This is a genomic window from Allocellulophaga tsushimaensis (assembly GCF_055383085.1).
The window spans coordinates 4,349,337-4,372,894 of sequence record NZ_AP039451.1 but is presented as its reverse complement, the minus strand read 5'-3'; the positions used below and the strand labels follow the sequence as shown (position 1 = coordinate 4,372,894).

At 30.6% G+C, this 23,558-nt stretch carries 18 protein-coding genes and 1 tRNA gene; 6 read left to right on the top strand and 13 right to left on the bottom strand.

Annotation, left to right across the window (positions count from 1 at the left end; all coding sequences use genetic code 11):
- Nucleotides 1-52 precede the first annotated feature (52 nt).
- Complete coding sequence (locus ACZ451_RS18765) at nucleotides 53-4,300, bottom strand: hybrid sensor histidine kinase/response regulator transcription factor (RefSeq protein ID WP_464214949.1); 4,248 nt, start codon at nucleotides 4,298-4,300, stop codon at nucleotides 53-55.
- A 290-nt stretch (nucleotides 4,301-4,590) separates the two neighbouring features.
- Here ACZ451_RS18765 and ACZ451_RS18760 point away from each other — a divergent pair.
- Nucleotides 4,591-4,667 (top strand) — tRNA-Arg (locus tag ACZ451_RS18760).
- A 137-nt stretch (nucleotides 4,668-4,804) separates the two neighbouring features.
- Complete coding sequence (locus ACZ451_RS18755; protein ID WP_464214948.1) at nucleotides 4,805-5,458, top strand: hypothetical protein; 654 nt, start codon at nucleotides 4,805-4,807, stop codon at nucleotides 5,456-5,458.
- A gap of 46 nt (nucleotides 5,459-5,504) precedes the next feature.
- Here ACZ451_RS18755 and ACZ451_RS18750 read toward each other — a convergent pair whose 3' ends face one another.
- From ACZ451_RS18750 to ACZ451_RS18695, 12 genes are all read right to left on the bottom strand, one after another.
- The gene (locus ACZ451_RS18750; protein WP_464214947.1) at nucleotides 5,505-6,065 is read right to left on the bottom strand and encodes a hypothetical protein; all 561 of its coding nucleotides are present in this window, start codon (nucleotides 6,063-6,065) and stop codon (nucleotides 5,505-5,507) included.
- Between the two features lie 11 nt (nucleotides 6,066-6,076).
- The gene (locus tag ACZ451_RS18745; protein ID WP_464214946.1) at nucleotides 6,077-7,630 is read right to left on the bottom strand and encodes a hypothetical protein; all 1,554 of its coding nucleotides are present in this window, start codon (nucleotides 7,628-7,630) and stop codon (nucleotides 6,077-6,079) included.
- A gap of 617 nt (nucleotides 7,631-8,247) precedes the next feature.
- Entirely contained in the window at nucleotides 8,248-8,472 is a 225-nt protein-coding gene (locus ACZ451_RS18740) for a DUF6095 family protein (RefSeq protein ID WP_464214945.1), read from the bottom strand.
- Between the two features lie 106 nt (nucleotides 8,473-8,578).
- Nucleotides 8,579-9,445, bottom strand: a complete 867-nt coding sequence (locus ACZ451_RS18735; RefSeq protein WP_464214944.1) for a DUF4249 family protein — start codon at nucleotides 9,443-9,445, stop codon at nucleotides 8,579-8,581.
- Nucleotides 9,446-9,448: 3 nt separating this feature from the next.
- Nucleotides 9,449-11,827, bottom strand: coding sequence for a TonB-dependent receptor (locus ACZ451_RS18730; protein ID WP_464214943.1), 2,379 nt, complete (start codon nucleotides 11,825-11,827; stop codon nucleotides 9,449-9,451).
- A 546-nt stretch (nucleotides 11,828-12,373) separates the two neighbouring features.
- Nucleotides 12,374-14,590: an NADP-dependent isocitrate dehydrogenase gene (locus ACZ451_RS18725; protein WP_464214942.1), complete on the bottom strand. Its 2,217-nt coding sequence runs from the start codon at nucleotides 14,588-14,590 to the stop codon at nucleotides 12,374-12,376.
- A gap of 360 nt (nucleotides 14,591-14,950) precedes the next feature.
- Nucleotides 14,951-15,301, bottom strand: coding sequence for a 50S ribosomal protein L19 (gene rplS / locus ACZ451_RS18720; RefSeq protein WP_464214941.1), 351 nt, complete (start codon nucleotides 15,299-15,301; stop codon nucleotides 14,951-14,953).
- A 100-nt stretch (nucleotides 15,302-15,401) separates the two neighbouring features.
- Nucleotides 15,402-15,722: a hypothetical protein gene (locus ACZ451_RS18715; RefSeq protein WP_464214940.1), complete on the bottom strand. Its 321-nt coding sequence runs from the start codon at nucleotides 15,720-15,722 to the stop codon at nucleotides 15,402-15,404.
- Nucleotides 15,712-16,401 (bottom strand): tRNA (guanosine(37)-N1)-methyltransferase TrmD, encoded by a 690-nt coding sequence (gene trmD, locus ACZ451_RS18710; protein ID WP_464214939.1) that lies wholly within the window; start codon nucleotides 16,399-16,401, stop codon nucleotides 15,712-15,714. The genes ACZ451_RS18715 and trmD overlap by 11 nt, the downstream gene beginning before the upstream one ends.
- 94 nt (nucleotides 16,402-16,495) lie before the next feature.
- Nucleotides 16,496-17,110: a tRNA (guanine-N1)-methyltransferase gene (locus tag ACZ451_RS18705; RefSeq protein WP_464214938.1), complete on the bottom strand. Its 615-nt coding sequence runs from the start codon at nucleotides 17,108-17,110 to the stop codon at nucleotides 16,496-16,498.
- Nucleotides 17,111-17,320: 210 nt separating this feature from the next.
- Nucleotides 17,321-18,763, bottom strand: a complete 1,443-nt coding sequence (locus ACZ451_RS18700; RefSeq protein WP_464214937.1) for a glyceraldehyde-3-phosphate dehydrogenase — start codon at nucleotides 18,761-18,763, stop codon at nucleotides 17,321-17,323.
- A gap of 128 nt (nucleotides 18,764-18,891) precedes the next feature.
- Nucleotides 18,892-20,280, bottom strand: a complete 1,389-nt coding sequence (locus ACZ451_RS18695; protein WP_464214936.1) for a trypsin-like peptidase domain-containing protein — start codon at nucleotides 20,278-20,280, stop codon at nucleotides 18,892-18,894.
- A 131-nt stretch (nucleotides 20,281-20,411) separates the two neighbouring features.
- On the opposite strand from ACZ451_RS18695, the gene dapF reads away from it, so the two are divergent.
- The 4 genes from dapF (at nucleotide 20,412) to ACZ451_RS18675 (ending at nucleotide 23,544) form a co-directional block, all read left to right on the top strand.
- Nucleotides 20,412-21,191, top strand: a complete 780-nt coding sequence (dapF, locus tag ACZ451_RS18690) for a diaminopimelate epimerase (RefSeq protein ID WP_464214935.1) — start codon at nucleotides 20,412-20,414, stop codon at nucleotides 21,189-21,191.
- Nucleotides 21,184-21,708: a GNAT family N-acetyltransferase gene (locus ACZ451_RS18685; RefSeq protein ID WP_464214934.1), complete on the top strand. Its 525-nt coding sequence runs from the start codon at nucleotides 21,184-21,186 to the stop codon at nucleotides 21,706-21,708. Before dapF ends, ACZ451_RS18685 begins: the two co-directional genes overlap by 8 nt.
- Nucleotides 21,708-22,751 (top strand): endolytic transglycosylase MltG, encoded by a 1,044-nt coding sequence (gene mltG / locus ACZ451_RS18680; RefSeq protein ID WP_464214933.1) that lies wholly within the window; start codon nucleotides 21,708-21,710, stop codon nucleotides 22,749-22,751. Before ACZ451_RS18685 ends, mltG begins: the two co-directional genes overlap by 1 nt.
- 187 nt (nucleotides 22,752-22,938) lie before the next feature.
- On the top strand, nucleotides 22,939-23,544 hold the full coding sequence (locus tag ACZ451_RS18675) for a lysozyme family protein (RefSeq protein ID WP_464214932.1): 606 nt from the start codon (nucleotides 22,939-22,941) through the stop codon (nucleotides 23,542-23,544).
- Nucleotides 23,545-23,558 lie beyond the last annotated feature (14 nt).

The window sequence follows — 23,558 nt, the reverse complement described above, 5'->3', positions numbered from 1 at the left end:
TAGATTTTAGTTGTGATCAACTAAGTTCTTTGGAGTTGATAGGTACTTTTAATTACACCTTGTTCTTTCTTTTTTCTTCTACATACTCACTAGGCGTAGTGCCAAATTGCTTTTTAAAACATTTTGCAAAATAAGAAGCTGTATTAAACCCAGTCATATACATAATCTCTTTTACCGATAAATCACTCTGATCTAACAATTGTACAGCTCTTTTAAGTCTAATATTTCTAACAAATTCGCTAGATGATAAACCTGTTATTTCTTTTAGTTTTAGATATAAATTACTTCTGCTTAAGCCCATTTCTTTTACAAGCTGTTCTACACTGAAATCGGTGTTCATCATATTTTTTTCTACGACTGCCATAGCTTGTTGAAGAAATTTTTCATCTGTTGAGGTTACCGTAACTTCTTCTGGCTGAAGGAAAATATCTCTATTGAAACGTTTTCTAAGCTCATCTCTTTTATTAATTATATTCTGGAGCTTTAATTGTAATACCTCTAAGTTAAAAGGTTTTATTAAATAATCATCTGCACCACTTTTAAGCCCTTCTAACTTGCTTTTTTGAGTGTTTTTGGCGGTTAGCAAAATAAATGGAATATGACTAGTTTCTTCTGTTGATTTGCATTTTTTACTAAATGCTATCCCATCCATTTTTGGCATTACTAAATCGCTAATAATAATATTTGGAATAATTTTAAAGGCTATTTCATAGCCTTCTTCACCATTTTCTGCTTCATAAATGGTGTAATTATTTTGTAGGCTCTGTTTTATAAATTGCCTAATGTCTTTGTTGTCATCAACAACTAGAATAATGGGCAACTTAGACCTATTGTTAGTGATGTTTTCATCATCTTTTTCATCATTTACAGATACCATATAGGCATACGAATTGGATGGGTTTAAGATGGTATTATCACTACTTTCATCTTCGAAATCTATATTTGGATTGTCTCTATATACCTTTTTATCCATTGGTAGTGTTACTATAAATGTAGACCCTGTGTCACCCGTATTTGCAATGGCAATAGTACCTTGGTGTAAATCTACCAATGTTTTGGTGTAACTTAAACCAATACCAGTTCCCACCGTATTGGCTGCAGCATTAGCATTAGAACTATAAAAACGCTTAAAAATCCGTTCCTTTTTTGCTACAGATATTCCTGAGCCAGAATCAGTAACTTCTATAGATAAATCATGGACGTTGTTTTCAGTACTTTTTGTTTCTTTTATCGTTACTTGTATGTATCCGTTTTCGGGGGTGAATTTAAATGCATTAGAAAGTAAATTATTCATTATTTTTTCTACTGCATCTGGATCAAAATAAGTGTTAATTGTATCTTTTTCAGCACTGATACTATATTTTATATTTTTCTTTTCACTTATAAATTTATAAGGTTCACAAATTTCTTTTATAAAATCAATAATGTTTCCATTGTGAAGTGTTAACCTTAATTTGTTTTTATCAATTTTTTGAAAATCTAATAGTTGTGTTAGTAGTCTAAGTAAATATTTTGTGTTTTTTAGCATTAAGGCGTATTGATTTTCAACAACATGATAATTTAAATCTTTTCCTTGCTGTTGTAGGTATTCTAAGGGGCCTTTAATTAAGGTTAATGGGGTTCTAAACTCATGTGAGATATTGGTAAAGAAATCCATTTTCATCTGATAGAGTTCTTCATTTTTCTCTCTCTCAATATGTTCTATTTCTAAAACATGTTTTTTTGTAGTTTTGATTATAGTAAACTTAAGAACGCCTATTAATAAAGCAATAACCGAAAGTCCGTATAAGAAATAAGCAAAAGGTGTTTTCCACAAAGGTGGGGCAATTACTATTTTTAATTCTTTTGGAGTAGTATCCCAAAGCCCATCGTTATTAGTAGCTTTTACTTTAAAATAATATGTACCGGGTTCTAAATTAGTGTAACTTGCATATCTCCTTTCTGAAGTAGAGTTAATCCAATCCTTATCAAAACCATCTAACATGTATAAAAACATATTTTTAAGTGGAGCAGCATAATGTAAGGCAGCAAATTCAAAAGAAATATTATTTTGGTAATGTTTAAGTTTTATTTGATCTGTTTGGTTTATGGTTTGTTTTAATAAGACTTTATTTTCATACTCCTGATCAATTTTTATTTCTTCATTAGAGATTAAAAACTTGGTTAATACAGTTTCTGGCGGTATTGTATTATCTTTTATTTCAGAAGAGAAAAAGGCATCGATTCCGTTTACGCCACCAAATAGCATTTCTCCGTTTTTCCTTTTTAAAAAGGCGAGTTCTTGAAATTCATTATTATGCAGCCCATCATAATTATTATAATTTCTAAAAATATTTTTTTCAGGATCAAAACGTGCAAGGCCAGAGTTAGTTGAAATCCATAAAAAACCATTCTCATCTTCTAATATGCCTTTTACCACATTATTAGGTAATCCATCTTTTTCTGTATAAGATATAAATTGTTCAGGCGAGCTACTAGATGCAGGAATATATTTATTAAGCCCACCTCCAAATGTTCCAATCCAGATATTATGTAACTTATCTTCATGAATCACTAGAGCATAATTATGGCTTATACTTTTAGGGTTATTAAGATCATTTCTATAGACCTTAAAATTCGGCTTATCAAGCTCAATTTCTTCAGGTGTTAATATAGAAACACCATTAGCTGTGGCAAACCATAAATTCCCTTTGCTATCTTCAAATATATCTCTTACAATATTGTTAGATAATGTAGTTTCATTAGTCAGCTCATGTTTAAATGTTTTTTTAATAACACTATCTGTAAAAAAATTATTCCATTTTTTTAAACCACCGTCATAGGTACCAAGCCATAAGTTATTATTGCTATCATTTAATATGGAAAACACTCCGTAACTAATCTCTTCTATGGGTGTAATATCGTCTGTGGAAATGCTATTAGGTGCTGTGATATCTATTTTAAAAAGAGAAGGAGACCCTTCGGCTCCTACAAGTAAATATTTCTTGTCTCCCAAAGCTAACTCTTCAACAGCAAATGGTTTATTTATGGTTTCAAAGACTTCAAATTGACTATATGTGCCATCATCTTTATTTTTTTGAAGCATATTTAGTCCTCCTCCTTCGGTACCTATCCATAAGGTATTGTTACTGTCTTCATATATGGAACGTATTTTATCATAGCTCAAGCTATTTTTATTAGAGGTTTTTCTAATATGATTAAAAAGCTTGCGTTCAGGATCAAATTTATTAACACCGCCGCCATTGGTTCCTACCCAAATAATCCCCATATCATCTTTATATAAAGATGTAATAATATTTTTACTAATGCTTAAGGGGTTTATAGGATCATAATTAAAAAGGTTCATTACTTCTGGTATTGCACCATATTGATTTTTACTAAAAAATAATAAGCCTTTGTTAGTACCACCCCATAAGTGACCTTTATCATCTATAACTAATGCTTTAAAATTACCTTCAGAAATTTTTATGGCTTCTGTATACTTTTGATTTTCAAGAGAAGACATGAATAAGCCATTAGCCGTCCCAATGAAAATTCTATTGTACTTATCTTGTACAATAGCGTTTGTAATAACATTGCGTATCCCTAACTGATCACTTATATTAGTTACGATAAACTCATTATTGTTCTTAACTATTTTATTGATATAATTTTGGCTGCCTACCCATATGCTTTTATCATTACCCTCATAAATAGTATTAATTTTATTATTTGCTAAAGGTTCCCCTAGAGAGATTTTTTTAAATTTTAGATCACTAATGTTTTCTGTTTTGCTCAGGTCGGCTATATTAAGTCCGTTTAAAGTACCTACCCAAAGTAAATTAGTATCATTTACATGAATGGTAGTAACATTATTGTTACTTAGGCTATTAGGATCTTCTTCATGATGCTTAAAATGGTAAAACTTTTCTGCTTTATCATCAAAATAATTTAAACCACTTCCTGTCGTGCCGATCCATAAATTTCCTTTTACATCGCTATTTATGGCATAAGTTAAATTGCTACTAATTGAATTTTCTGAAGAAGTATTCGGTTTATAAACTGTAAAATCATATCCATCGTATTTATTAAGCCCATCGTGAGTAGCAAACCATAAATAACCAGTTTGATCCTGATAAATATCATTTACATCACTTTGAGATAAGCCTTCGTTTATTGTTATTCTTTCAAAATTAATAGGATTTTGAGCAAAACTAATAGCAGTATAAGTAATTGTGATAAGAAAGGGTATAATAGTTTTTAAAGAAACACTTACAATACTATTTTTAAGGGTTTCTAGGGAGTTTTTTTTCTTTACCATACGTATGCAAAGTAATAGACTTTCTTTAAACAAAATTTATATATGATCTAATATAATATTTAAAAACGAATAAGTTATACATGTAACTGATTTTATGATCTATTTTGTTAAAATCGGTTTATTTTTTAAGGGATTGTATTAATAAACGTAGTACAAAAGAATTTATTTTTTGTTATAAAGGATTCATTTTCAATATGTAGTAAAATATAAGAATAATTTTATGGCATATAATTATAAGTTATTTGCTTAAAATAGTATATTTGCACCCGCAAAGAAATAATTTGTTTAATGGTGGCATAGCTCAGCTGGATAGAGCACCTGCCTTCTAAGCAGGCGGTCGAAGGTTCGAATCCTTCTGCCATCACCACCTAAAAACCCCTATTTATAGGGGTTTTGTTGTTTTAGAAGCTTTTAGTACAAATAAGCTTATATTAAATAATGAATAGCTATATTTAACAAGTTATATGAAATTACAACTTCTAACAAGAATTAAAATCTTGAAAAATGGATGCACATTTTTTTACTATTATCAAGCCCATGAAAAGATTATATGTGCTGATTTTTGCGCTAGGATTTTTGATGATTTCCTGCGCATCTGCTAAATATAGCTATTTATTTGAGACAGGGAAATACCTTGATTTTAGTCAAGGTAAATGGCTAATTAATGATCCAATATCTAATTCCAAAATTTTTAATGCTGAATTAAGCAATGCAAGTATTGAAGAATTTTCAAAAATTCTAGGAAAATCTCTGACTAATATCGATGAAATCAGAAGAACCGAATTAATAAGACCTAAGATCGATTTTGACCTTGATACATCACAGTTAAAACAACTTTACGAAGATACTAAATGTGATTATCTGATTAATATTCAGGGCGAAGTTTTGAGTAATAGTGCTGGGACTTTAAGTTATCAATCAAATAATCCAAATTATTACACAGCTAATAGAGCAACTGTTAGCATAAAGATTTATAATCTTAAAGATGGTGTGTTAATTTCATCTTCAACTGTACAAGGTAAAGCAGTTGATCAAGGCAATGAATTTAACAGTACGAATCATAATTTACCTAAAATTTTATCAAGTGCAGAGACAATGATGGTTACAGGAGCAAAAAAGCTTATTCGTAAATACGAGAAATACAGCGTTAAAAAATAAAGGGCTTCACATGTAAAGCCCTTTAAATATAAATCGATTTTTGTGATTATCTTTTGCTCAAATTTAGGCCAATATTAAGTTGAATGTTAAGTGGAAAAAAACCACTATTTCCCTCAGTGTCAAAGTAATATTGTGGTCCAAAATCTAATAGAAAATGAATTTTCTTAAAGGCACGTTGAAAGCCCCATGTTGGACCGATAGCAAAGTCAATATCATCAGTTCTATTAACATTATCGTCAATAGATTTACCACGCACTACACTTCTGATTGAGAAAAAGTTTCCTGTATTATAGTTGACTTTTTTTCCTTGTGGCTGTCTATTTTCTCGATTATAGATCAATTTATATTGCATATCAAAAAACGAACTAATAATATAATTGAATCCATTGTTTGGAAAGTTTTCTAATTCCTTATATGAACCTCCATAACCAATGCCTAAGCCGATTGATAATACTGATTTATAACTGATAGCTAATTCATAATCCAATGCTGGGTTTAAAAAGTTTATCCGAAGATTATTTGTCAGCGAAACAGAAGTATTATGTTGAGAGAAGATAAATTGATTAGCTAAAATAAAAACTAAGATTGAAATCACTCTCTTTTTCATACTTTTCTGGTTTAGTTTGTTTTTCCTATAATTCTTTTTCCTTTCCAAACACCATTTCTAAGAGCTGCACCATACATGTCTATTTCTAAATTATCGTATTTTTCAGCATTTATTTGATCTGTAAATGTTTTGAAATTAAAGCCTGTACCATTATTTAAGGTCAATAAAAAATTGGTATCAAAGGTTACTTTAGCCTTTGAAGAATGACTTTTAAGGATGTCAGCCCTAACAATTTGAAAACTGTTTTCAAGGTATTTTGTAATATTAACACCAACTCTATCTTTTTCTAAATCAGGAGCGATACTTCTAAAGTTAGATCGTACTAAACTTAATAATTCATTTATGGACCTATTTGCATCCTTTCCAGTTAGAGGGTAATAAATATCATTACCAAATATAATGATATCAAGTTCAGCGACTGTTTCATTTTGTGGAAATGGCCAAGCTGTTGGATTAATTGGAAAGCTTTGTACAACTCTTCCAGAAATATCATAACTAACTCCCTTGTAGCTAATAACAACTCTTTTTGGGTCAAATGGATTGAAAGGAGATAAAGGGCTTTTGTATGTATATGTTGCATGATTAACTCCTAATCGGACACCATCCGATGTTCTCGATTCAGACCAGCCAATAAAACGTTTTTTCTGATATTTTGCAGATACGCCAGCTGTAGAAAATATAAGATAATTTTCGTTAAAAACTTTTGTTTGGATTCGGTGTTTGCTATCATGGTAATCATTACATTTTACAGTATTTCCAAAAATTTGTTGGAACAGACTATCTTCACTGTATCGACATTCACCAAAAGATTGTGGTATTAGAATCGGAATAGGCTTTGTTCCACCAGAACTACCACCAGAACTACCACCGCCATTACTTCCGCCGCCGCCGCCGCCGCAATCAGTAATACGTGTGAATCGATTTATTTTGCTATCTATAGAATTAACTTCTCCTTGTATTGGATTTAATCTGTCAATAGGACATCTTAATGTTAAGCCGAAACTTATGCCTTTGTTTGTAGCCTCTATTTCTAAGTCTTTTAAGTAATTTTTTAAATAATCTTCATCTTCTATTTTTGAAAAATAAAGACCATTCATTGTGTATATATAATAGGTGTCACCAATATAAACTTCCCTGTTTTCGTTTAATATTGAAGCAAATTTTTCACTTGATATAATTTCATCATCTAATTCTAGTTCATCATTAGATTGTTTAGAACTATAAAGCAATCCTTTTTTTGATATAAGCGCAGATTTTCTAGCTAGAAAAGCATCCATTGCTTCTTCATCTCCTTCATTGAAAACTGGTCTTAAAGGGTGAAACCCTTTTTGCATCACTGATTTAACTTTTTTTTGAAGGTTTTCTTCATTACTTTCATCTAAAAAAATGTTAAGTGCTTCTTGACTATCAAATTTCAGTTTATCTTCAATAATTGTGATGTTTTCTTGTAAAGAAATTTGATCTTTTTCTAATGTAATAGCTTCCTCTGTAATAATTTCATTTTGTGTACATGAAAAAAAAGAAAGTGCCAAGCATAATAATATGCAGAGTTTTTGATGTTTCATTTTTGTTTGTAATTTATTAGTTAAACATTTTCAGTTGTAGTTAAACTATAGAAATTAAACGTAATTATAGATTATAAGCATAAAAATAATATTTTAAATAAAATACTTCTTAATTAGTTTGTAATTAGATATTTTAATTTATGAAGTATTTAAATCTGTATTAAGATATTTTAATAAAGTTCAACTTTTCTGTTTTTTCAAAAATACAAAAATATAGTTTATAAACTATAATTAGAGTCAATTATTATTAATAATTTAATTATTTAATCCATTTTGTAATAATTTTAGAGTACATATTCTTCATATATTGTATAATAACTCAAAATTAGTAATTTAATAGTTATCGAATAAATAGGCTCAGCTACAAGTTATGATAGCAAGAAATACGATTTCCTGATTTAAAATTTAAAAAGCTGAGTTATAGTATGGTTAATTTTTATGGAATATGAGTTTTTATCCAAACAATAAAACATGAATTTTAATGTAATTAGATATTTTATGCCTTAATAAGACATAGAAAGCAAGAGTAGTGTTTCTAAAAAGCAAGCAATTGATAATATAAAATTATTATTATTTAAAAAGCATAACTCATTAGGTGGAATCTTAATCTTCTTAATTTACTTTTTCTTACCAAAAAGACCTTTTATCATAGTTCTAATACTATAAAACCCTAATGATATGGCAGTAATAGCGAGTGCTAAACCAATACTAAGTACAGGGAGATACCATGGATGATTTTCATTTTTAAAGGCCTGATAAATTACAATAGGTGCAATAAATAGAAGTCCAATAGTAATAAAGGCATATTTTAATCCTTTTTGTAGCAGTCTTTTATCTTTCATATTTCGCTGTGTTAGATCATCGAAATTTAAATGGTATAGAATATACCAGATTCTAAATTACTTTTGTATAGTTTCTGTTATGGTCTATTTCTTAGTGATTTTTTATTTACTGAATGGTAAGGCTCTCAGTAAAAAATTGGTTGACAGAAAAATACCCGAGTGCAAAATTCTCATTAGGGGTAATATCATTTAGATCATCGAGACTTAAATCTGAAATATCTCGTCCCATTAGATCCACATCGGTTACATTTATAATATTGCCTCTTACTGTACCACTTGGAGTTTGAAAAGGACCTTGACTGCCACCAGCCTGAACAATAACCTGATTTAAATAATTAAACAAAAGAAAATCAATACCAATGATACTCACATCAACAGTATCTCCAACCTGGATATCATCATCATAAAAAAAAGAAAATTCAAAAGTTTCATTTTTATAAAAAGTATCCTCTGAAACTAAAAACTGATCGAAATCAAAATCAAACAAATAAAAATTATCCTCATTAGCTATATCAGTAAAAGTAACTTGTACCTCTGTTTCATTATTATTAAATAAGGTGTTTTCTCCTTGAATAAGGCTGTCAATAGGTGGCGCAGCTGTGTATTGTGTAGCAGAAACATAGGTCTCCTCATTGTATTGAATCAATAATACTAAATTTCCGCTTGTTAAAAAATCTGTTGGTATATTAGCTTCATAAACTCCTGGAACGCTTTGGCCTAAGAATATAGTATTCTCCGTTTCTCGATCTATATTTCGGATAACAATTACATCTAATTCTGCAGGTTGTACCGCTTCAAAAAAAGAGCTTGTTAGGCTAGCATTTATTCTCATATTAGTAACAGGTTCAGCTTCATTAACACGTATTAACGCATCAATTACAAGTCGTGTTTCTGTCTCAGGTAAATCTACATCAATAACATCTTCACATCCAAAAGAAACAAGCAGGAGCAGTATGTAAATTCCTTTTTTCATTGCTTAAAATTTAAAATTATATGTTACAGAAGGTACCAAACCAAATATTGAGGTACGTACAGCCTCATTTACATCTGTATCTCGGTTACGGCTAAAATTAATAGAAGCTGCATTTCTACGATTGTACAGATTATAGATACTAAAAACCCATTCAGCCTGTAATTTTCTGTTTTTATTCTTTTTAGGCGTTAAGGTGGCAGAAATATCAATTCTATGATAACTTGGTAGCCGTTCTGTATTTCGTAATCCAAAGAAAGGAACGGTTAAACCTTGAAACTCAAACTGACCTACAGGAAAATTAGTAGGTTGCCCTGTTTGAAAGATGAAATTACTATTAAAACTCCATTTTTGATTTAATTCATAACTACCATAAACAGAAATGTCATGTGTTTTATCATATGGCGTATTGTACCATTCTCCAAAATTAATACCAGGTTCATCAGGTGTTCTACCTGGTGTTTGTTGTTCTGACTTTGATAGCGTGTAGGCTAACCAACCTTGAAATTTTCCTTCATTTTTTCTTAAAAGCAATTCTAAACCGTACGCTCGTGCACGGCCGTTCAATATAATTCTCTCTATGGCCTGATTGGCTATAAGATTTGCGCCATCAATATAATCTATTCTATTAGCAATATCCTTATAGTAAACTTCTGTTTCTAAAGCGTACTTGCCATCTTTAATGTTTTTAAAATACCCTAAAGCGTACTGATCTAGTAATTGTGGTCTGATAAAGGGGCCACTTGGTGCCCAAACATCTAATGGAGTAGGGGAATTGGTATTGGATATTAAATGCAAGTATTGCGCTAAACGAGTGTAGCTGGCTTTTAATGAACTGTTTTCATTAAGTGTGTAAGAGGCTGATAAACGAGGTTCTAAATTTGTATAAGTAGCTAATTTTTCTCCTCTAGATTCACTTCTAACCCCTATAATAATACCTTCTCTGTAGGTACGCGTAAAAGGATCAAATATAACAGGCTCGTCATTTAAATAACTGAACAAATCTCCTTGCCCAAACCTAATAAAGTTGCTAAACCTTAATCCGTATTCTAGACTAAGTTGATCAGTAACTTGATGTTCTAGATCTATATATGCAGCAAATTCATTTGCATATTTTTTAGCGAGCTGTTGTTCTACTATTCCAGAGTCTGGACCACTCGGAGAAATTTTACCAGGATTAAACTCATAATAAATATTATTTATACCGTAATTGAGTTTTAAGGTATTGTTTAAATAATTTTTAAAATCGTATTTAAGATTAAAATTTTCAATGCCGGATTCCCAATCAAAACCTACAAAGTCTAAGGTAAGTCCGTAAAAATAATTGGAGTAAATTAAAGATAGGTTTGAAAATAATTTATCTGAAAAAATATGATTCCATCTAAAATTGCCAACGGAATTGCCATAGGTATTAATAAAACTATCATTAACACTAAATACATCTCTACCAAAATAACCTGATAAAAAGATGTTGTTTTTTTCATTGATTTTATAATTTAATTTAGAGTTTAAATCATAAAAATATGCTCTGTTGTTGATATCGAAAAGAGGGAGAAATAAATGGGCATATGATGATCTGCCTCCTATTAAAAAAGCACCTTTATCTTTAACAATAGGGCCTTCTACTAATAATCTACTGGCCACTACGCCTATACCGCCATTAACTTTTATGTCTTTACTATTTCCTTCTTTTTGAAAAATTTCTAATACAGATGAAACACGACCACCATATCGTGATGGTATCCCCCCTTTGTATAGTTTTACATCTTTAATAGCATCGGGATTAAAAACTGAAAAGAATCCAAATAGATGAGAGGAATTAAAAATAGTAGCTTCATCTAATAATATCAGGTTTTGGTCTGCTGCTCCACCTCGTACATTAAAACCAGATGAACCCTCTCCTGCATTACTAACACCAGGTAGTAGGGTTATTGCCTTTAAAACATCTGCCTCGCCAAGAACTACAGGTACCTTTTTTATAGTGGCAACTGCTAAATTATTTACGCTCATTTGCGGCTCGCGAATATTTATTTTTTCTACATCTTCTGTAACAACAACCTCATCTAATTGCTCAGTTTGTTCTTTTAGCTTAAAGTTAATTTTTTTATTTTCTGATAATTCTACCGTAATAATCTCATCACGATAGCCTAAATAGTTTGTCTGTATTTGGTAGGTGCCTTGTGGTAATGTTATGGAGTAAAAGCCATATTCATTGGTAATCACTCCAGTATTTAATTCGGTAATAACAATGCTTACTCCAATTAATGTTTCATTACTAGAAGCTTCACTAATAATACCGCTAATGGTATATTTCTGTTGGGCGTGTGTTGTATGGAATAGGAATAGAAAGCCAACAAAAGCTAGCAGCTTTTTAAATAATTTCATTAAAGCGATTTTTTAGTAAATGTAATTGAAAATTCACTTATTTCTGATTTTTTTAACCTTTTAGAAACAAAAAATCTTTTTTTTACAAATTTGAAGCTTATATTTTTACATATAAGTATGTAAGAAAGGAATGTAATTACTATAATTTAATTAAGGCTTTATTAAATAGTATGTTCGGTGTATTTTGTGAAAAAAGCTTAATTAAAAAAATGGATTTTACAAATAATTTGTAAAATCCATTTTTTTAATTAAAAATTAATATTCGTTTTTAATTTTAGTGAGTGCATCCAGCGTCTTTCCATTTATTTATTGCATCTGCAAACCTTCCAAAGTCTCCACTATTTCTCCTTATTCTTTGTGATCTTCTATAGAGTCTTGAGCATCTATCACCACCTAGTATTGTTGCTGATTCTAATTTCGTAAGTATTTTCATAATTAAATATTTAAAATTATTTTCTACGTAAATATAGGATTTTTATTTTAATTAAAAAAAATTATTACTATTTTCTAAATAAACACAAATTTTTTATTTTAATTATTTAATTTTTAAATACTTGAAAGAATACTATTAAATGTGTTGCTAGGTCTCATCGCATCTGCAATGATAGCATCATCACCTTTATAATATCCTTTAATATCTTGTTTTTTATTTTGAGCATCATTCAATTCTTGAATAATTTTAGCTTCGTTAGTTTGTAAAGCTTTACTAATTGGAGTAAAAATTGTTTTAAGCTCTTGTTCTTTATCTTGATTGGCTAATGCTTCTGCCCAATACATGGTAAGATAAAAATGACTTCCTCTATTATCCAATTCGCCCACTTTTCTTGATGGAGATCTGTTATTGTCTAAAAATTTTTCTGTAGCTAGGTCTAAGGCATCTGCAAGCACATTTGCTTTACCATTGTTGTATTTTTCTCCATAATGCTCTAATGACACCCCTAATGCTAAAAATTCGCCTAGAGAATCCCATCTAAGATGTCCTTCTTCTATAAATTGCTCCACATGTTTTGGTGCAGAACCACCCGCTCCAGTTTCAAACAAACCACCTCCATTCATTAATGGAACTATAGAGAGCATTTTTGCACTAGTACCAACTTCTAAAATTGGGAACAAATCGGTTAAGTAGTCTCTAAGAACATTTCCTGACACAGAAATGGTATCTTCCCCGTTTTTAATTCTCTCTAGCGTAACTTTTGTAGCTTCTTCAGGAGATAGTATACGAATGTCTAAACCGGTTGTATCATGATTTGGAAGATATGCATTTACTTTTTTAATAATTTCTGCATCATGTGCTCTATTTTCATCTAACCAAAAAATTGTGGGTACTTTGGTTGCCTTTGCTCTAGAAACAGCAAGTTTAACCCAGTCTTGAATAGGTGCATCTTTTACTTGGCACATTCTCCAAATATCTCCTTTTGCAACTTCATGAGAAGTTAAGATATTGTTTTCACTATCAATTACATGTACTGTTCCATTTGCTTTAATTTCAAATGTTTTATCATGAGAGCCATATTCTTCTGCTTTTTGTGCCATAAGGCCAACATTTGGTACGGTCCCCATTGTAGTAGGATCAAAAGCTCCGTGTTCTTTACAAAAATCTATAGTAGCTTTATATACGCTTGCATAGCTACTATCTGGAATTACAGCTTTGGTATCATGCGCTTTTCCATTTTTATCCCACATTTTTCCAGAATTACGAATCATGGCAGGCATAGAAGCATCAATAATTACATCACTAGGTACATGTAAATTTGTAATCCCTTTATCAGAATTTACCATTGCTAAATCTGGGCCGTTTGTTATGGTATTTTCAATTGCTGATGCTATTTCTTTGTGCTGTGCATCTGGTAATTCATTCAACTTATTCAATAAGTTTTCTAAACCATCATTGGCGCTAATTCCTATTTCATCAAAAACGGCTGCATATTTACTAAATACATCAGCAAAATAAGCCTCTAGTACATGTCCAAAAATAATTGGATCAGAAACTTTCATCATTGTTGCTTTCATGTGTACAGAAAATAAAACACCTTGTTCTTTTGCGTCTTTAATTTCTTTTTGTAAAAATGCAATCAATGCTTCTTTTCGTAAAACAGTGGCGTCAATGATTTCTCCAGAAAGTAAAGCTATATTTTCTTTGAGATTTGTTTTGCTGCCATCTTCACTAATATGTTGAATGCTAACTATTTTTTTATCAGCTATAGTTACTGATTTCTCGTTAGATTTAAAATCATCTTTTCCCATAGTAGCTACATGGGTTTTAGAATCAGAACTCCAAGCTCCCATACTATGTGGGTTCTTTTTAGCATAATTTTTTACGGCTTTAGGAGCTCTACGGTCGGAATTACCTTCTCTAAGTACTGGGTTTACTGCGCTACCTTTAATTTTATCGTATCTAGATTTTATTTTGGTTTCAGCAGAATCTTCAGGCTCGTCCGGATAATCTGGTAAATTATAGCCTTTATCTTGTAATTCTTCTATAGCTTCTTTCAATTGCGGAATTGAAGCACTTATATTTGGTAATTTAATAATATTTGCATCTGGACTTTTTGCCAATTCACCTAGTTCAGCTAAATCATCAGATATGCGTTGTTCTTCTGTTAAAAAATCGGGAAAAGTAGCTATGATTCTTCCTGCAAGAGAAATATCTTTTGTTTCAATATCGATACCAGAGGTTTTAGTAAACGCTTTAACAATTGGTAATAAAGATTGGGTTGCCAAAGCTGGCGCCTCATCTGTCTTGGTATAGATTATTTTTGGCATTTTTATATCAGATTTTTTTATTTTTAGCGGTGCAAATATACAATATTTATGTGTGTCTAAAATAACGTGATTACGCAATACCTAATAATTAACAATAGCTTATGAAAACATCAAAAGCCATATCATTGCTGCGGCATGATATGGCTTTTCGTTAAATAGGTTAAATTATAATTTTTTTGTTTTGTATTACAATGCAGTAATATAAAACGGCAACCATTGATTGCTCTTATAATCAGCTATTTACAGTTATAAATTTAATAAAAAAATGAATATAAATATGTTAAAATCCTAAATAATTTTTAAAAAAGAAAACGCCTGCTTTTGGCAGACGTTTTATATATGGGATGTAAAAACTTAAAATTAAGAACGTACTTCTTTAATTCTAGCTTTTTTACCAGTAAGACCTCTAAAGTAGAAAATACGAGATCTTCTAACTTTACCTTTTTTGTTTACTTCAATTTTTTGTAATGCAGGCATATTTACTGGAAATATACGTTCTACACCTACCGTTCCAGACATTTTTCTAATAGTGAACGTTTCTGAAGCACCAGAACCTCTTCTTTGTAAAACTACGCCTCTAAAAAACTGAGTACGTTTTTTTTCACCTTCTTTAATTTCATAATACACGGTAATTGTATCACCAGCAGAGAATTTTGGAAATTCTTTTTTTGCAACAAACTCGTCTTGAACAAATTTTAATAACTCTTCCATTACTTTGATTTACTGTTAGTTATAAATCAACATTCACGATTATCGTCAGAGGTTAATTTAATAGTTTGCAAAAGTAATTAATAATTAAGAGATAACAATGCTATAAAGACTCTTTTTTATTATTGTAATTAGAAGCAAACAAAATAAACCCTATAGCAAAAACTAAATAACTAATATTTGATATTATTGATAAGATGCCTATCGTCTTTACTAAACCATCGGTATCTGAAGAGAAAAAAGCATATATAAAAGGAGTAAGAATAGTACATATAATTGTTAAAGTAGATCCTGAAACCATTAATAAGGTTGCTGTTGTTTTTTCTTTTATTAAAAATATTATAGAAGCTATGATCATTAAGATATGTCCAACAAAAGATATGCTGCTAGCTATATAGTTGTAAATTTCAGTTTCATTTATCATTTTCTTTATCTAAAAGGTCAGGTCTCAATTTTTCGGTACGCTCCATGGCTTTTTCTTCTCTCCATTTTTCAATCTTAGGAAAATTACCACTTAATAAAATTTCTGGAACTTCTATTCCTTTATAGTTTGCTGGCCTCGTGTATACAGGTGGTGCCAACAAATCGTCTTGAAAAGTATCGGTAAGTGCCGAGGTTTCATTATTTAGTACACCAGGAATCAATCTAATAATAGTATCGCATAAAACAGCAGCTCCTAATTCTCCCCCAGAAAGTACATAATCTCCAATAGAAATCTCTTTTGTAATAAATAAATCGCGTACACGCTGGTCTACTCCTTTATAATGACCACATAAAATAATAATATTTTTTGCTAATGATAAGCTATTTGCTTTTTTCTGATTTAAGGTTTCACCATCTGGTGTCATGTAAATAATTTCATCATAAGTACGCTCCTTTTTTAGCGCTGTAATACATTTGTCTATGGGGCCTATCATCAATACCATTCCCGCACCACCTCCAAATTGATAATCATCTACTTGGTTATAGCTGAGGTCTGTATAATCTCTAAGATTATGCAGATGTACTTCAACAAGTCCTTTGTCTATGGCACGTTTAAGAATACTTGCGTCAAAAGGACTTTTTAAAAGTTCAGGGAGAACGGTAATAATATCAATTCGCATATTTTACTTTTTTAAAGATGCTAATTTAAAAAAGTAAAGACCCTTTTGTCAAAGAGTCTTTACTTTTTATGCTAATAAATATAATGTATTATAATTATTTAGACTTTTTATATTTATTTATTTCGTCTTGTAATTGCCTGCTTATTCTTTGTTCTCTCTCTAAAGCTCTTCTTCTATGCTCTTCGTATTCAATTTCTAACTCAGATAAATTTGTTTTAGCTTCTTGGGTAAGGATATTACTATTTCTGAATTTATAAATAAAAAATAATAAAAAGAGTAAAAGCCCACCAATTAGTGACCATAAAATAAAATTGTAAGTAGTTTTAGATACCAAAGCTCCAAAGAAAGACATGCTATCTTTTTCTTCTGTAACAGCGGTTAAATTTTCAGAAGTTTCGCTAAGCTTTGTGTTAAGAGAGTTAATGTTTTTCTCATTTTCTACGATGGTAGCTTTTAAATCTGTTGTTTTTTTATTGATGACTTTGAGCGTGTCAAGCACATTTTGCTTTAATTTATTGAAGCTAACAACCTTTATTACTTCATATCTTACGCCTTGAGCTCTGTAGTTTCCAGATTTTTTTGCCAAATAGTCAAATTGCCCATTAATACTAGCATCATTAGAGGTGTTATCATCTGTTGTGTTTTGTGCAAACTGAATATTAAAACATAGCATGGCAAAAGCCAATACAATTAATTTATAACTTTTCATTTATGTAGTGGTTAATTTGTTATTTGCTTAGAAAAACGAAAGTACTTTAATATTATTAAAAACTAAAGAAAAATACACTTAAGCTTATCTAATGTTCTCATATACGATGAAAGTACACAAATTAGACGTTCAAAAATTGTTAATTTGTGTACAATACAAAACTTCTTTTTTTAGGAGTAGTTTTATACCTTTTTTATAAGGCGCAAAAAATTAATAATAGGTATATCTTCTAACATTTGTTATGTATTTCGCTAACCGAATAACTTGATGCGAATACCCATATTCATTATCATACCAAACATACAAAACAATATTTTTACCATCTTCTGATACTATAGTTGCTTTGCTGTCATAAATAGATGGAGCCGAAGTTCCTATAATGTCAGCAGAAACTAATTCGTTATTTAAAGAATATTTTATTTGTTCTACTAAATTACCTTCTAAGGCGTGTTTCTTAATGAGATTATTAATAGTGTTAACAGATGTTTTGTTATTCACTTCTAAATTTAGAATGGCTAAAGACCCATTAGGTACAGGAACTCGTATCGCATTTGATGTTAATTTATCTTTTAATTGGGGTAATGCTTTTGTTACTGCTTTTCCTGCTCCAGTTTCTGTAATAACCATATTTAGAGCAGCAGCTCTACCACGGCGGTATTTTCCATGCATATTATCTACTAAATTCTGATCATTGGTATAGGCGTGTATGGTTTCTATATGTCCTTTAACAATTTCAAAAGAATCTTGGACAACTTTTAAAATAGGCGTTATTGCATTTGTAGTACAAGACGCAGCAGAATAAATGTGATTACTTTTGGGGTCATATTCAGTATGGTTTACACCATGAACAATATTAGGAACTTCCTTACCAGGGGCAGTGAGTAATACTTTACTAACTCCTTTTGCTTTTAAGTGTCTAGATAATGCTTTTTTATCTCTAAAAACACCTGTATTGTCAATTATTAAAGCATCGGTAATGCCATAGCTTTTGTAATCGATATCTTCTGGTTTTTCTGCGCTTATAATGTGAACAGTGGTGCCATTTATAAGAAGAGCATTTTTTTTGTGATTTACGGTAACACTTCCATTAAATGGCCCGTGTATAGAATCTGCTTGTAATAGGCTAGCTCTTTTTTCTAAGCTTTCCTTAGTTACTGCTCCTCTAACTACAATGCCTCGCAATCGCATCTGACTCCCTTTTCCAGTTTTTGCCATAAGTTCTCTGGCAACCAAACGCCCAATTCTTCCAAAACCATAAAGAATAACATCCTTCGGTTTTATTTTTTTAAAACTTTCAGCATTTTTTAATTTGTCATAGACAAAGGCTTTTATGGTATTGCTATTCCCTTCATGATATTCATAAGTGAGTTTACCAATATCTAATTTAGAAGGTGGTAAAGAAATATCATTAATGGCCCTTAATAGCTCAACAGAATCGAATATTGAAATCGGTTTTTGAACAAATTCCCCAGCATACTGATGTAAATTAATAATATCACTTACATTTTTATCAATAACTTGGTTTTTAAATAATACAATTTCTATTGCTTTATCATACCAAAGATCACTTACAATCTTTATAAATTCAGTAGTAGCTTTTCTTCTGTCTGCCTGAAAAGCTAATTCTTTTTCATAATCATTATTGTTGTGCATAACTCAACTTGTTGATGTATTGTTTTATATGCAACAAAAGTACTTTTTTAAAATACGTTACAATACCATTTTATAAAAAAAATGCTCCTTTTCTAAGGAGCATTTAAAAATTCTATAATAAAAAGGTCTTACTGTAAAATAAAGATCACTTTTTCACCATCTTCATTCAGCATGCTAATGCTAGATTTACTGTATCTAGAAATTTTTCCAAATACATATTTTGCATCATTTATGTTTCTTATTTTTTCGTCATCAACACCAATAATAACTTTATCTTCTAAACCATAACCCCTATATAGTTCTGGAACTCCAACGATTTTAACACCATATTCCGTATTATATTTTTTCATGTCTTTTTCAGTTAAATTTTTAACATCTAAGCCCATGACTGGAATTTCTAATATTTCTTTTTTCTTAAGCTTCACAGGAATCACAAATGCTTTATTGTCTCTTTCTACACTAATATTTACTTCATCTCCAGGTCTTTTTGAGGATAAATAACCTGTTAAGTCTTGGGATTTACGGACTTTAATATTGTCAACAGCTTTAATAATATCGCCTAATTCAAGACCAGATTCATCTGCTCCGGAATCTTCTTGTATACTTTCTATAACTACACCATCAATTTCATTGTATCCTTTTTCTATAGCTTCTTTAGAATTAATAGGTAAAAAGGATATTCCAATAATACCATTCTGAACATTACCATAAACTAAAATATCATCTACTATTTTTTGAGCAATATTACTTGGTACAGCAAAAGAATAGCCAACATAGGAACCCGTTTGCGAAGTAATAGCTGTATTGATACCAATTAAATCTCCATTGGTATTTACTAAAGCACCTCCACTATTTCCAGGGTTTACAGCTGCGTCTGTTTGTATAAAAGACTGATTGATTTTGCTTAAAGATCTGGCTTTAGCACTTATTATGCCAGCCGTAACAGTGGAGGTAAGGTCAAAAGGATTGCCAACTGCTAGTACCCATTCTCCAATTTTAGCATTGTCAGAATCACCAAAAGCAAGGTAAGGTAACTTTTTATCAGCTTCTACTTTTATCAAAGCAATATCCGTATTTGGATCAGTGCCAATAACTTCAGCATCATAAGTCTGATTGTTATTTAAAGTAACCTGAAGTTGTGATGCTCCATCTATTACATGATTGTTTGTTACAATATACCCATCTGATGATATGATTACTCCAGAGCCTGCACCACGTAATTGAGGTTGGGGATTAGATTCGTGCCCGTAAAAGAATTCTGCAATACTTCTAGGACCAGATTGTAGCGCTATATTTTTAACATGCACCACAGCATTCACTGTTTTTTCTGCAGCTGAAGTAAAATCTACCTCGCCAATAGGCGCACTTGTTGCAGTATAACTTGCTTTTACAAATTTATTCTCTGGGGTTTTTTCTGAAACAACATAAACTGGTTTTTCAATAAAAATTTTGTAGGTTCCTAAAGTAATTGCTCCTGCAAAAATTGAAACCAATAATAAACTTCCTATTTTCTTCATAATTATCTAAGGTTTTAACTTTAACATTATAAAATTAATTTTTTTTATGATTTAATATTCCAATTTAACGTCTTTTTAACTGTAAAAAAAAGACTAATAAAATACTACCTTTGTATTTAATTTGATTTTAAATGGCACTCACTTTTTTTAAATTTCAAGGTACTGGTAACGATTTTGTAATGATTGATAATCGTACGAATACTTTTAACAAAGATAATACCAAATTGATTTCTTTTTTATGTGATAGAAAATTTGGCATTGGTGCTGATGGTCTTATCCTTTTAGAAAACGATGCTGCTGTTGATTTTAAAATGGTGTATTACAACTCCGATGGAAATGAGAGTACCATGTGTGGTAATGGCGGTAGATGTTTAGTTGCTTTTGCAAAATATTTAGGTATTATTTCTAATACGGCGACTTTTACAGCCATAGATGGGCTGCATTATTCTGAAATAAATGAAGAAGGAATTGTAAGCTTACAAATGCAAAATGTTGATACCATTACAGAAAATAACGATGCTATTTTTTTAGACACTGGTTCTCCTCATCATGTAGAACTTGTAAAAAACCTTGAAAAGTATAATGTGTTTGGAGAAGGCAAAAGGATACGTTATGGTGAGTATGGTGAAAAAGGGAGTAATATTAATTTTGTAGAACAACTTGAGGATGCTGTTTTTGATGCTCGAACCTATGAAAGGGGTGTAGAAGATGAGACGCTTTCTTGTGGTACAGGAGTAACTGCTGTAGCAATAGCCATGCATAAAACTGGAAAAACTAAATCTGACCACATAAAAATTAATACTTTAGGAGGAGAGCTGAAAGTTACTTTTTCTAAAAAAGAAGAAACTTATAAAGATGTTTTTCTAATTGGCCCAGCAAAATTTGTTTTTAAAGGAGAAATAGATGCTTAATTTAAAAGGAAAACATATTTATTTGCGTGCTTTAGAACCTTCAGATTTGGACTTTTTATACCAATTAGAAAATAACACATCTGTTTGGGAAATTAGTGGGACGATAACACCTTATTCTAAAAATGTATTACAATTGTATTTAGATAATGCGCATAGAGATATTTATGATGTTAAGCAATTACGCTTAGGAATTTGTACTTTAGATAATACCTTAATAGGTTTAGTAGACTTATTTGATTTTGATCCTAAAAACCATAGAGCAGGAGTAGGTATCGTTATAGAAGACCAAAAAGATAGAAATGCTGGCTTTGGGTCTGAAGCGCTAGTAATTTTAGCTGAATATGCAAAAAACACCTTAAATTTAAAACAACTGTATTGTAATATATTAGAAGAAAATAAGCCTAGCATTCACCTTTTCGAAAAGTTAGGCTTTCAAAAAGTAGGTTTAAAAAAGAGTTGGATATTTTTTAACGGAACATATAAAAACGAAATTTTATTTCAAAAAATACTTAAATAATGTATTTAAAAAAGATTATAGGGGCAATAGTAATCATTGGTTTAATTATAGGCGCGTTTTTTGCTTATATGGTCTATGGTACCTTTTTTACGCCTAATACTAGTTTTAATAATGACGAAGCTTTTGTTTTTGTAGCTTCTGATGCAAGTTTTGAAGAGGTGAAGTCTTCATTAATACCATTATTAAAGGATATGGAGAGTTTTGAGTCGACTGCAAAAAGAAAAGGATATGCTGCAAATATAAAAGGGGGTAAGTTTTCTATTAAAAAAGGAATGAATAATAATGAAATTGTTGGAGCGCTCCGTTTTAGAAATACCCCAGTTAGAGTGTCTTTTAATAATCAAGAAACCATTGAAGATTTGGCTGGCAGAATAGCTTCCCAGATAGAAACCGATAGTGTAGCTTTAGTAAAAGCTTTTAGCGATTCTGAATTCTTAGAAAAAAATAATTTTACTACAGCAACTGCATTAGCAATGTATATACCTAATAGTTATGAGTTTTTCTGGAATACATCAGCAGAAAAATTTAGAGATAAAATGCTGGTAGAATATAATAGGTTTTGGAATGATAAAAGGAAGGCAAAAGCAGAAGCCTTACAAATGTCTAAAAATGAGGTGATAACCCTTGCTTCTGTCGTACATAAAGAAACCGTTAAAATAGATGAAAGGCCAAGAGTAGCAGGTGTTTATTTAAACAGGTTAAAAAAAGGAATTTTATTGCAAGCAGACCCTACTGTGATTTATGCCATAAAAAAGAAATCTGGAGATTTTAAACAAATTATAAAACGAGTTTTGTATAAAGATTTAGAGCTAGACTCACCTTATAATACCTATAAATATGCTGGTTTGCCTCCTGGACCAATTATGATGCCAGATATTTCTGCAATTGATGCTGTGCTAAACCCAGAAGAGCATAGTTATTATTTTTTTGTGGCCAATGTAGAGAATTTTGGGTATCATAAGTTCGCAAAAACACTTGCGCAACATAACCGAAATAAAGAACAATATATCCGATGGATAAATGGGAAAAACATTAAAAGATAGGCAAATTATCTTAATTTAAGTGCATTTTAACTAAAATTAATACTTTTTTAGATAAAAAAAACGGCTCCTTACTAAACTTGGACATATCTTTGCCAAAGAAATTTAAGCAAATCTTTGATTATGAGATAGTAAGTCTTAAGAAAACAATAATATGAGAAAGTGGCTAAGCATTTGTTTACCTCTTATCATGATATTTATTTTTACTAGTTTTGATTTAGATACAACTACATCAGTAGAAGTGCCTAAGTCCTTAAAAATAAAAGAACCTACTTTGGTTTCGTTTCCCAAAAACGAGACTTTAGAAATTGAAATTGAAATGCCTGTAATAACAGCTCCTTATTTAGGAAGTAGTTATGTTGGCTTTAAGGAGGCTTTAGCCTTTAAAGAGTCACAAGGTAATTATTCTGTAATAAATACTTTAGGGTATTTAGGGAAGTATCAATTTGGTGTTGGAACTTTAAAATTGGTTGGGGTGTATAATCCAAGTTATTTTATTAACAGCCCTGAATTGCAGGAAAAAGCTTTTTTAAAAAATATTGCTCGTAATAAGTGGATTTTACGAAAGGATATTAAAAAGTTTAATGGTAAAAAAATAGGAAGAATTAAAATTACAGAATCTGGTATTGTAGCTGCGGCGCATCTAGCAGGTCCAGGAAATGTAATTAAGTACTTAAGATCTAATGGTAGTTATAATACTAATGACGCTTATGGTACAAGTATCAGTGATTATATTTCAAAATTTTCTGGATATGATATCTCTGATGTTTCTGCAAAAAGAAACGCTAGAATTTAAAATAATATTTAGAA

Excerpts from the sequence above, each read along its gene's own strand:
- ACZ451_RS18685 (WP_464214934.1), top strand. The coding sequence starts at position 21,184 with ATGCTTAATTTAAAAGGAAAACATATTTATTTGCGTGCTTTAGAACCT.
- ACZ451_RS18730 (WP_464214943.1), bottom strand. The coding sequence starts at position 11,827 with ATGAAATTATTTAAAAAGCTGCTAGCTTTTGTTGGCTTTCTATTCCTA.
- ACZ451_RS18755 (WP_464214948.1), top strand. The coding sequence starts at position 4,805 with ATGGATGCACATTTTTTTACTATTATCAAGCCCATGAAAAGATTATAT.
- ACZ451_RS18675 (WP_464214932.1), top strand. The coding sequence starts at position 22,939 with ATGATATTTATTTTTACTAGTTTTGATTTAGATACAACTACATCAGTA.
- ACZ451_RS18740 (WP_464214945.1), bottom strand. The coding sequence starts at position 8,472 with ATGAAAGATAAAAGACTGCTACAAAAAGGATTAAAATATGCCTTTATT.
- ACZ451_RS18735 (WP_464214944.1), bottom strand. The coding sequence starts at position 9,445 with ATGAAAAAAGGAATTTACATACTGCTCCTGCTTGTTTCTTTTGGATGT.
- ACZ451_RS18705 (WP_464214938.1), bottom strand. The coding sequence starts at position 17,110 with ATGAAAAGTTATAAATTAATTGTATTGGCTTTTGCCATGCTATGTTTT.
- ACZ451_RS18700 (WP_464214937.1), bottom strand. The coding sequence starts at position 18,763 with ATGCACAACAATAATGATTATGAAAAAGAATTAGCTTTTCAGGCAGAC.
- ACZ451_RS18765 (WP_464214949.1), bottom strand. The coding sequence starts at position 4,300 with ATGGTAAAGAAAAAAAACTCCCTAGAAACCCTTAAAAATAGTATTGTA.
- mltG (WP_464214933.1), top strand. The coding sequence starts at position 21,708 with ATGTATTTAAAAAAGATTATAGGGGCAATAGTAATCATTGGTTTAATT.
- ACZ451_RS18745 (WP_464214946.1), bottom strand. The coding sequence starts at position 7,630 with ATGAAACATCAAAAACTCTGCATATTATTATGCTTGGCACTTTCTTTT.
- rplS (WP_464214941.1), bottom strand. The coding sequence starts at position 15,301 with ATGGAAGAGTTATTAAAATTTGTTCAAGACGAGTTTGTTGCAAAAAAA.
- trmD (WP_464214939.1), bottom strand. The coding sequence starts at position 16,401 with ATGCGAATTGATATTATTACCGTTCTCCCTGAACTTTTAAAAAGTCCT.
- ACZ451_RS18715 (WP_464214940.1), bottom strand. The coding sequence starts at position 15,722 with ATGATAAATGAAACTGAAATTTACAACTATATAGCTAGCAGCATATCT.
- ACZ451_RS18725 (WP_464214942.1), bottom strand. The coding sequence starts at position 14,590 with ATGCCAAAAATAATCTATACCAAGACAGATGAGGCGCCAGCTTTGGCA.
- dapF (WP_464214935.1), top strand. The coding sequence starts at position 20,412 with ATGGCACTCACTTTTTTTAAATTTCAAGGTACTGGTAACGATTTTGTA.
- ACZ451_RS18750 (WP_464214947.1), bottom strand. The coding sequence starts at position 6,065 with ATGAAAAAGAGAGTGATTTCAATCTTAGTTTTTATTTTAGCTAATCAA.
- ACZ451_RS18695 (WP_464214936.1), bottom strand. The coding sequence starts at position 20,280 with ATGAAGAAAATAGGAAGTTTATTATTGGTTTCAATTTTTGCAGGAGCA.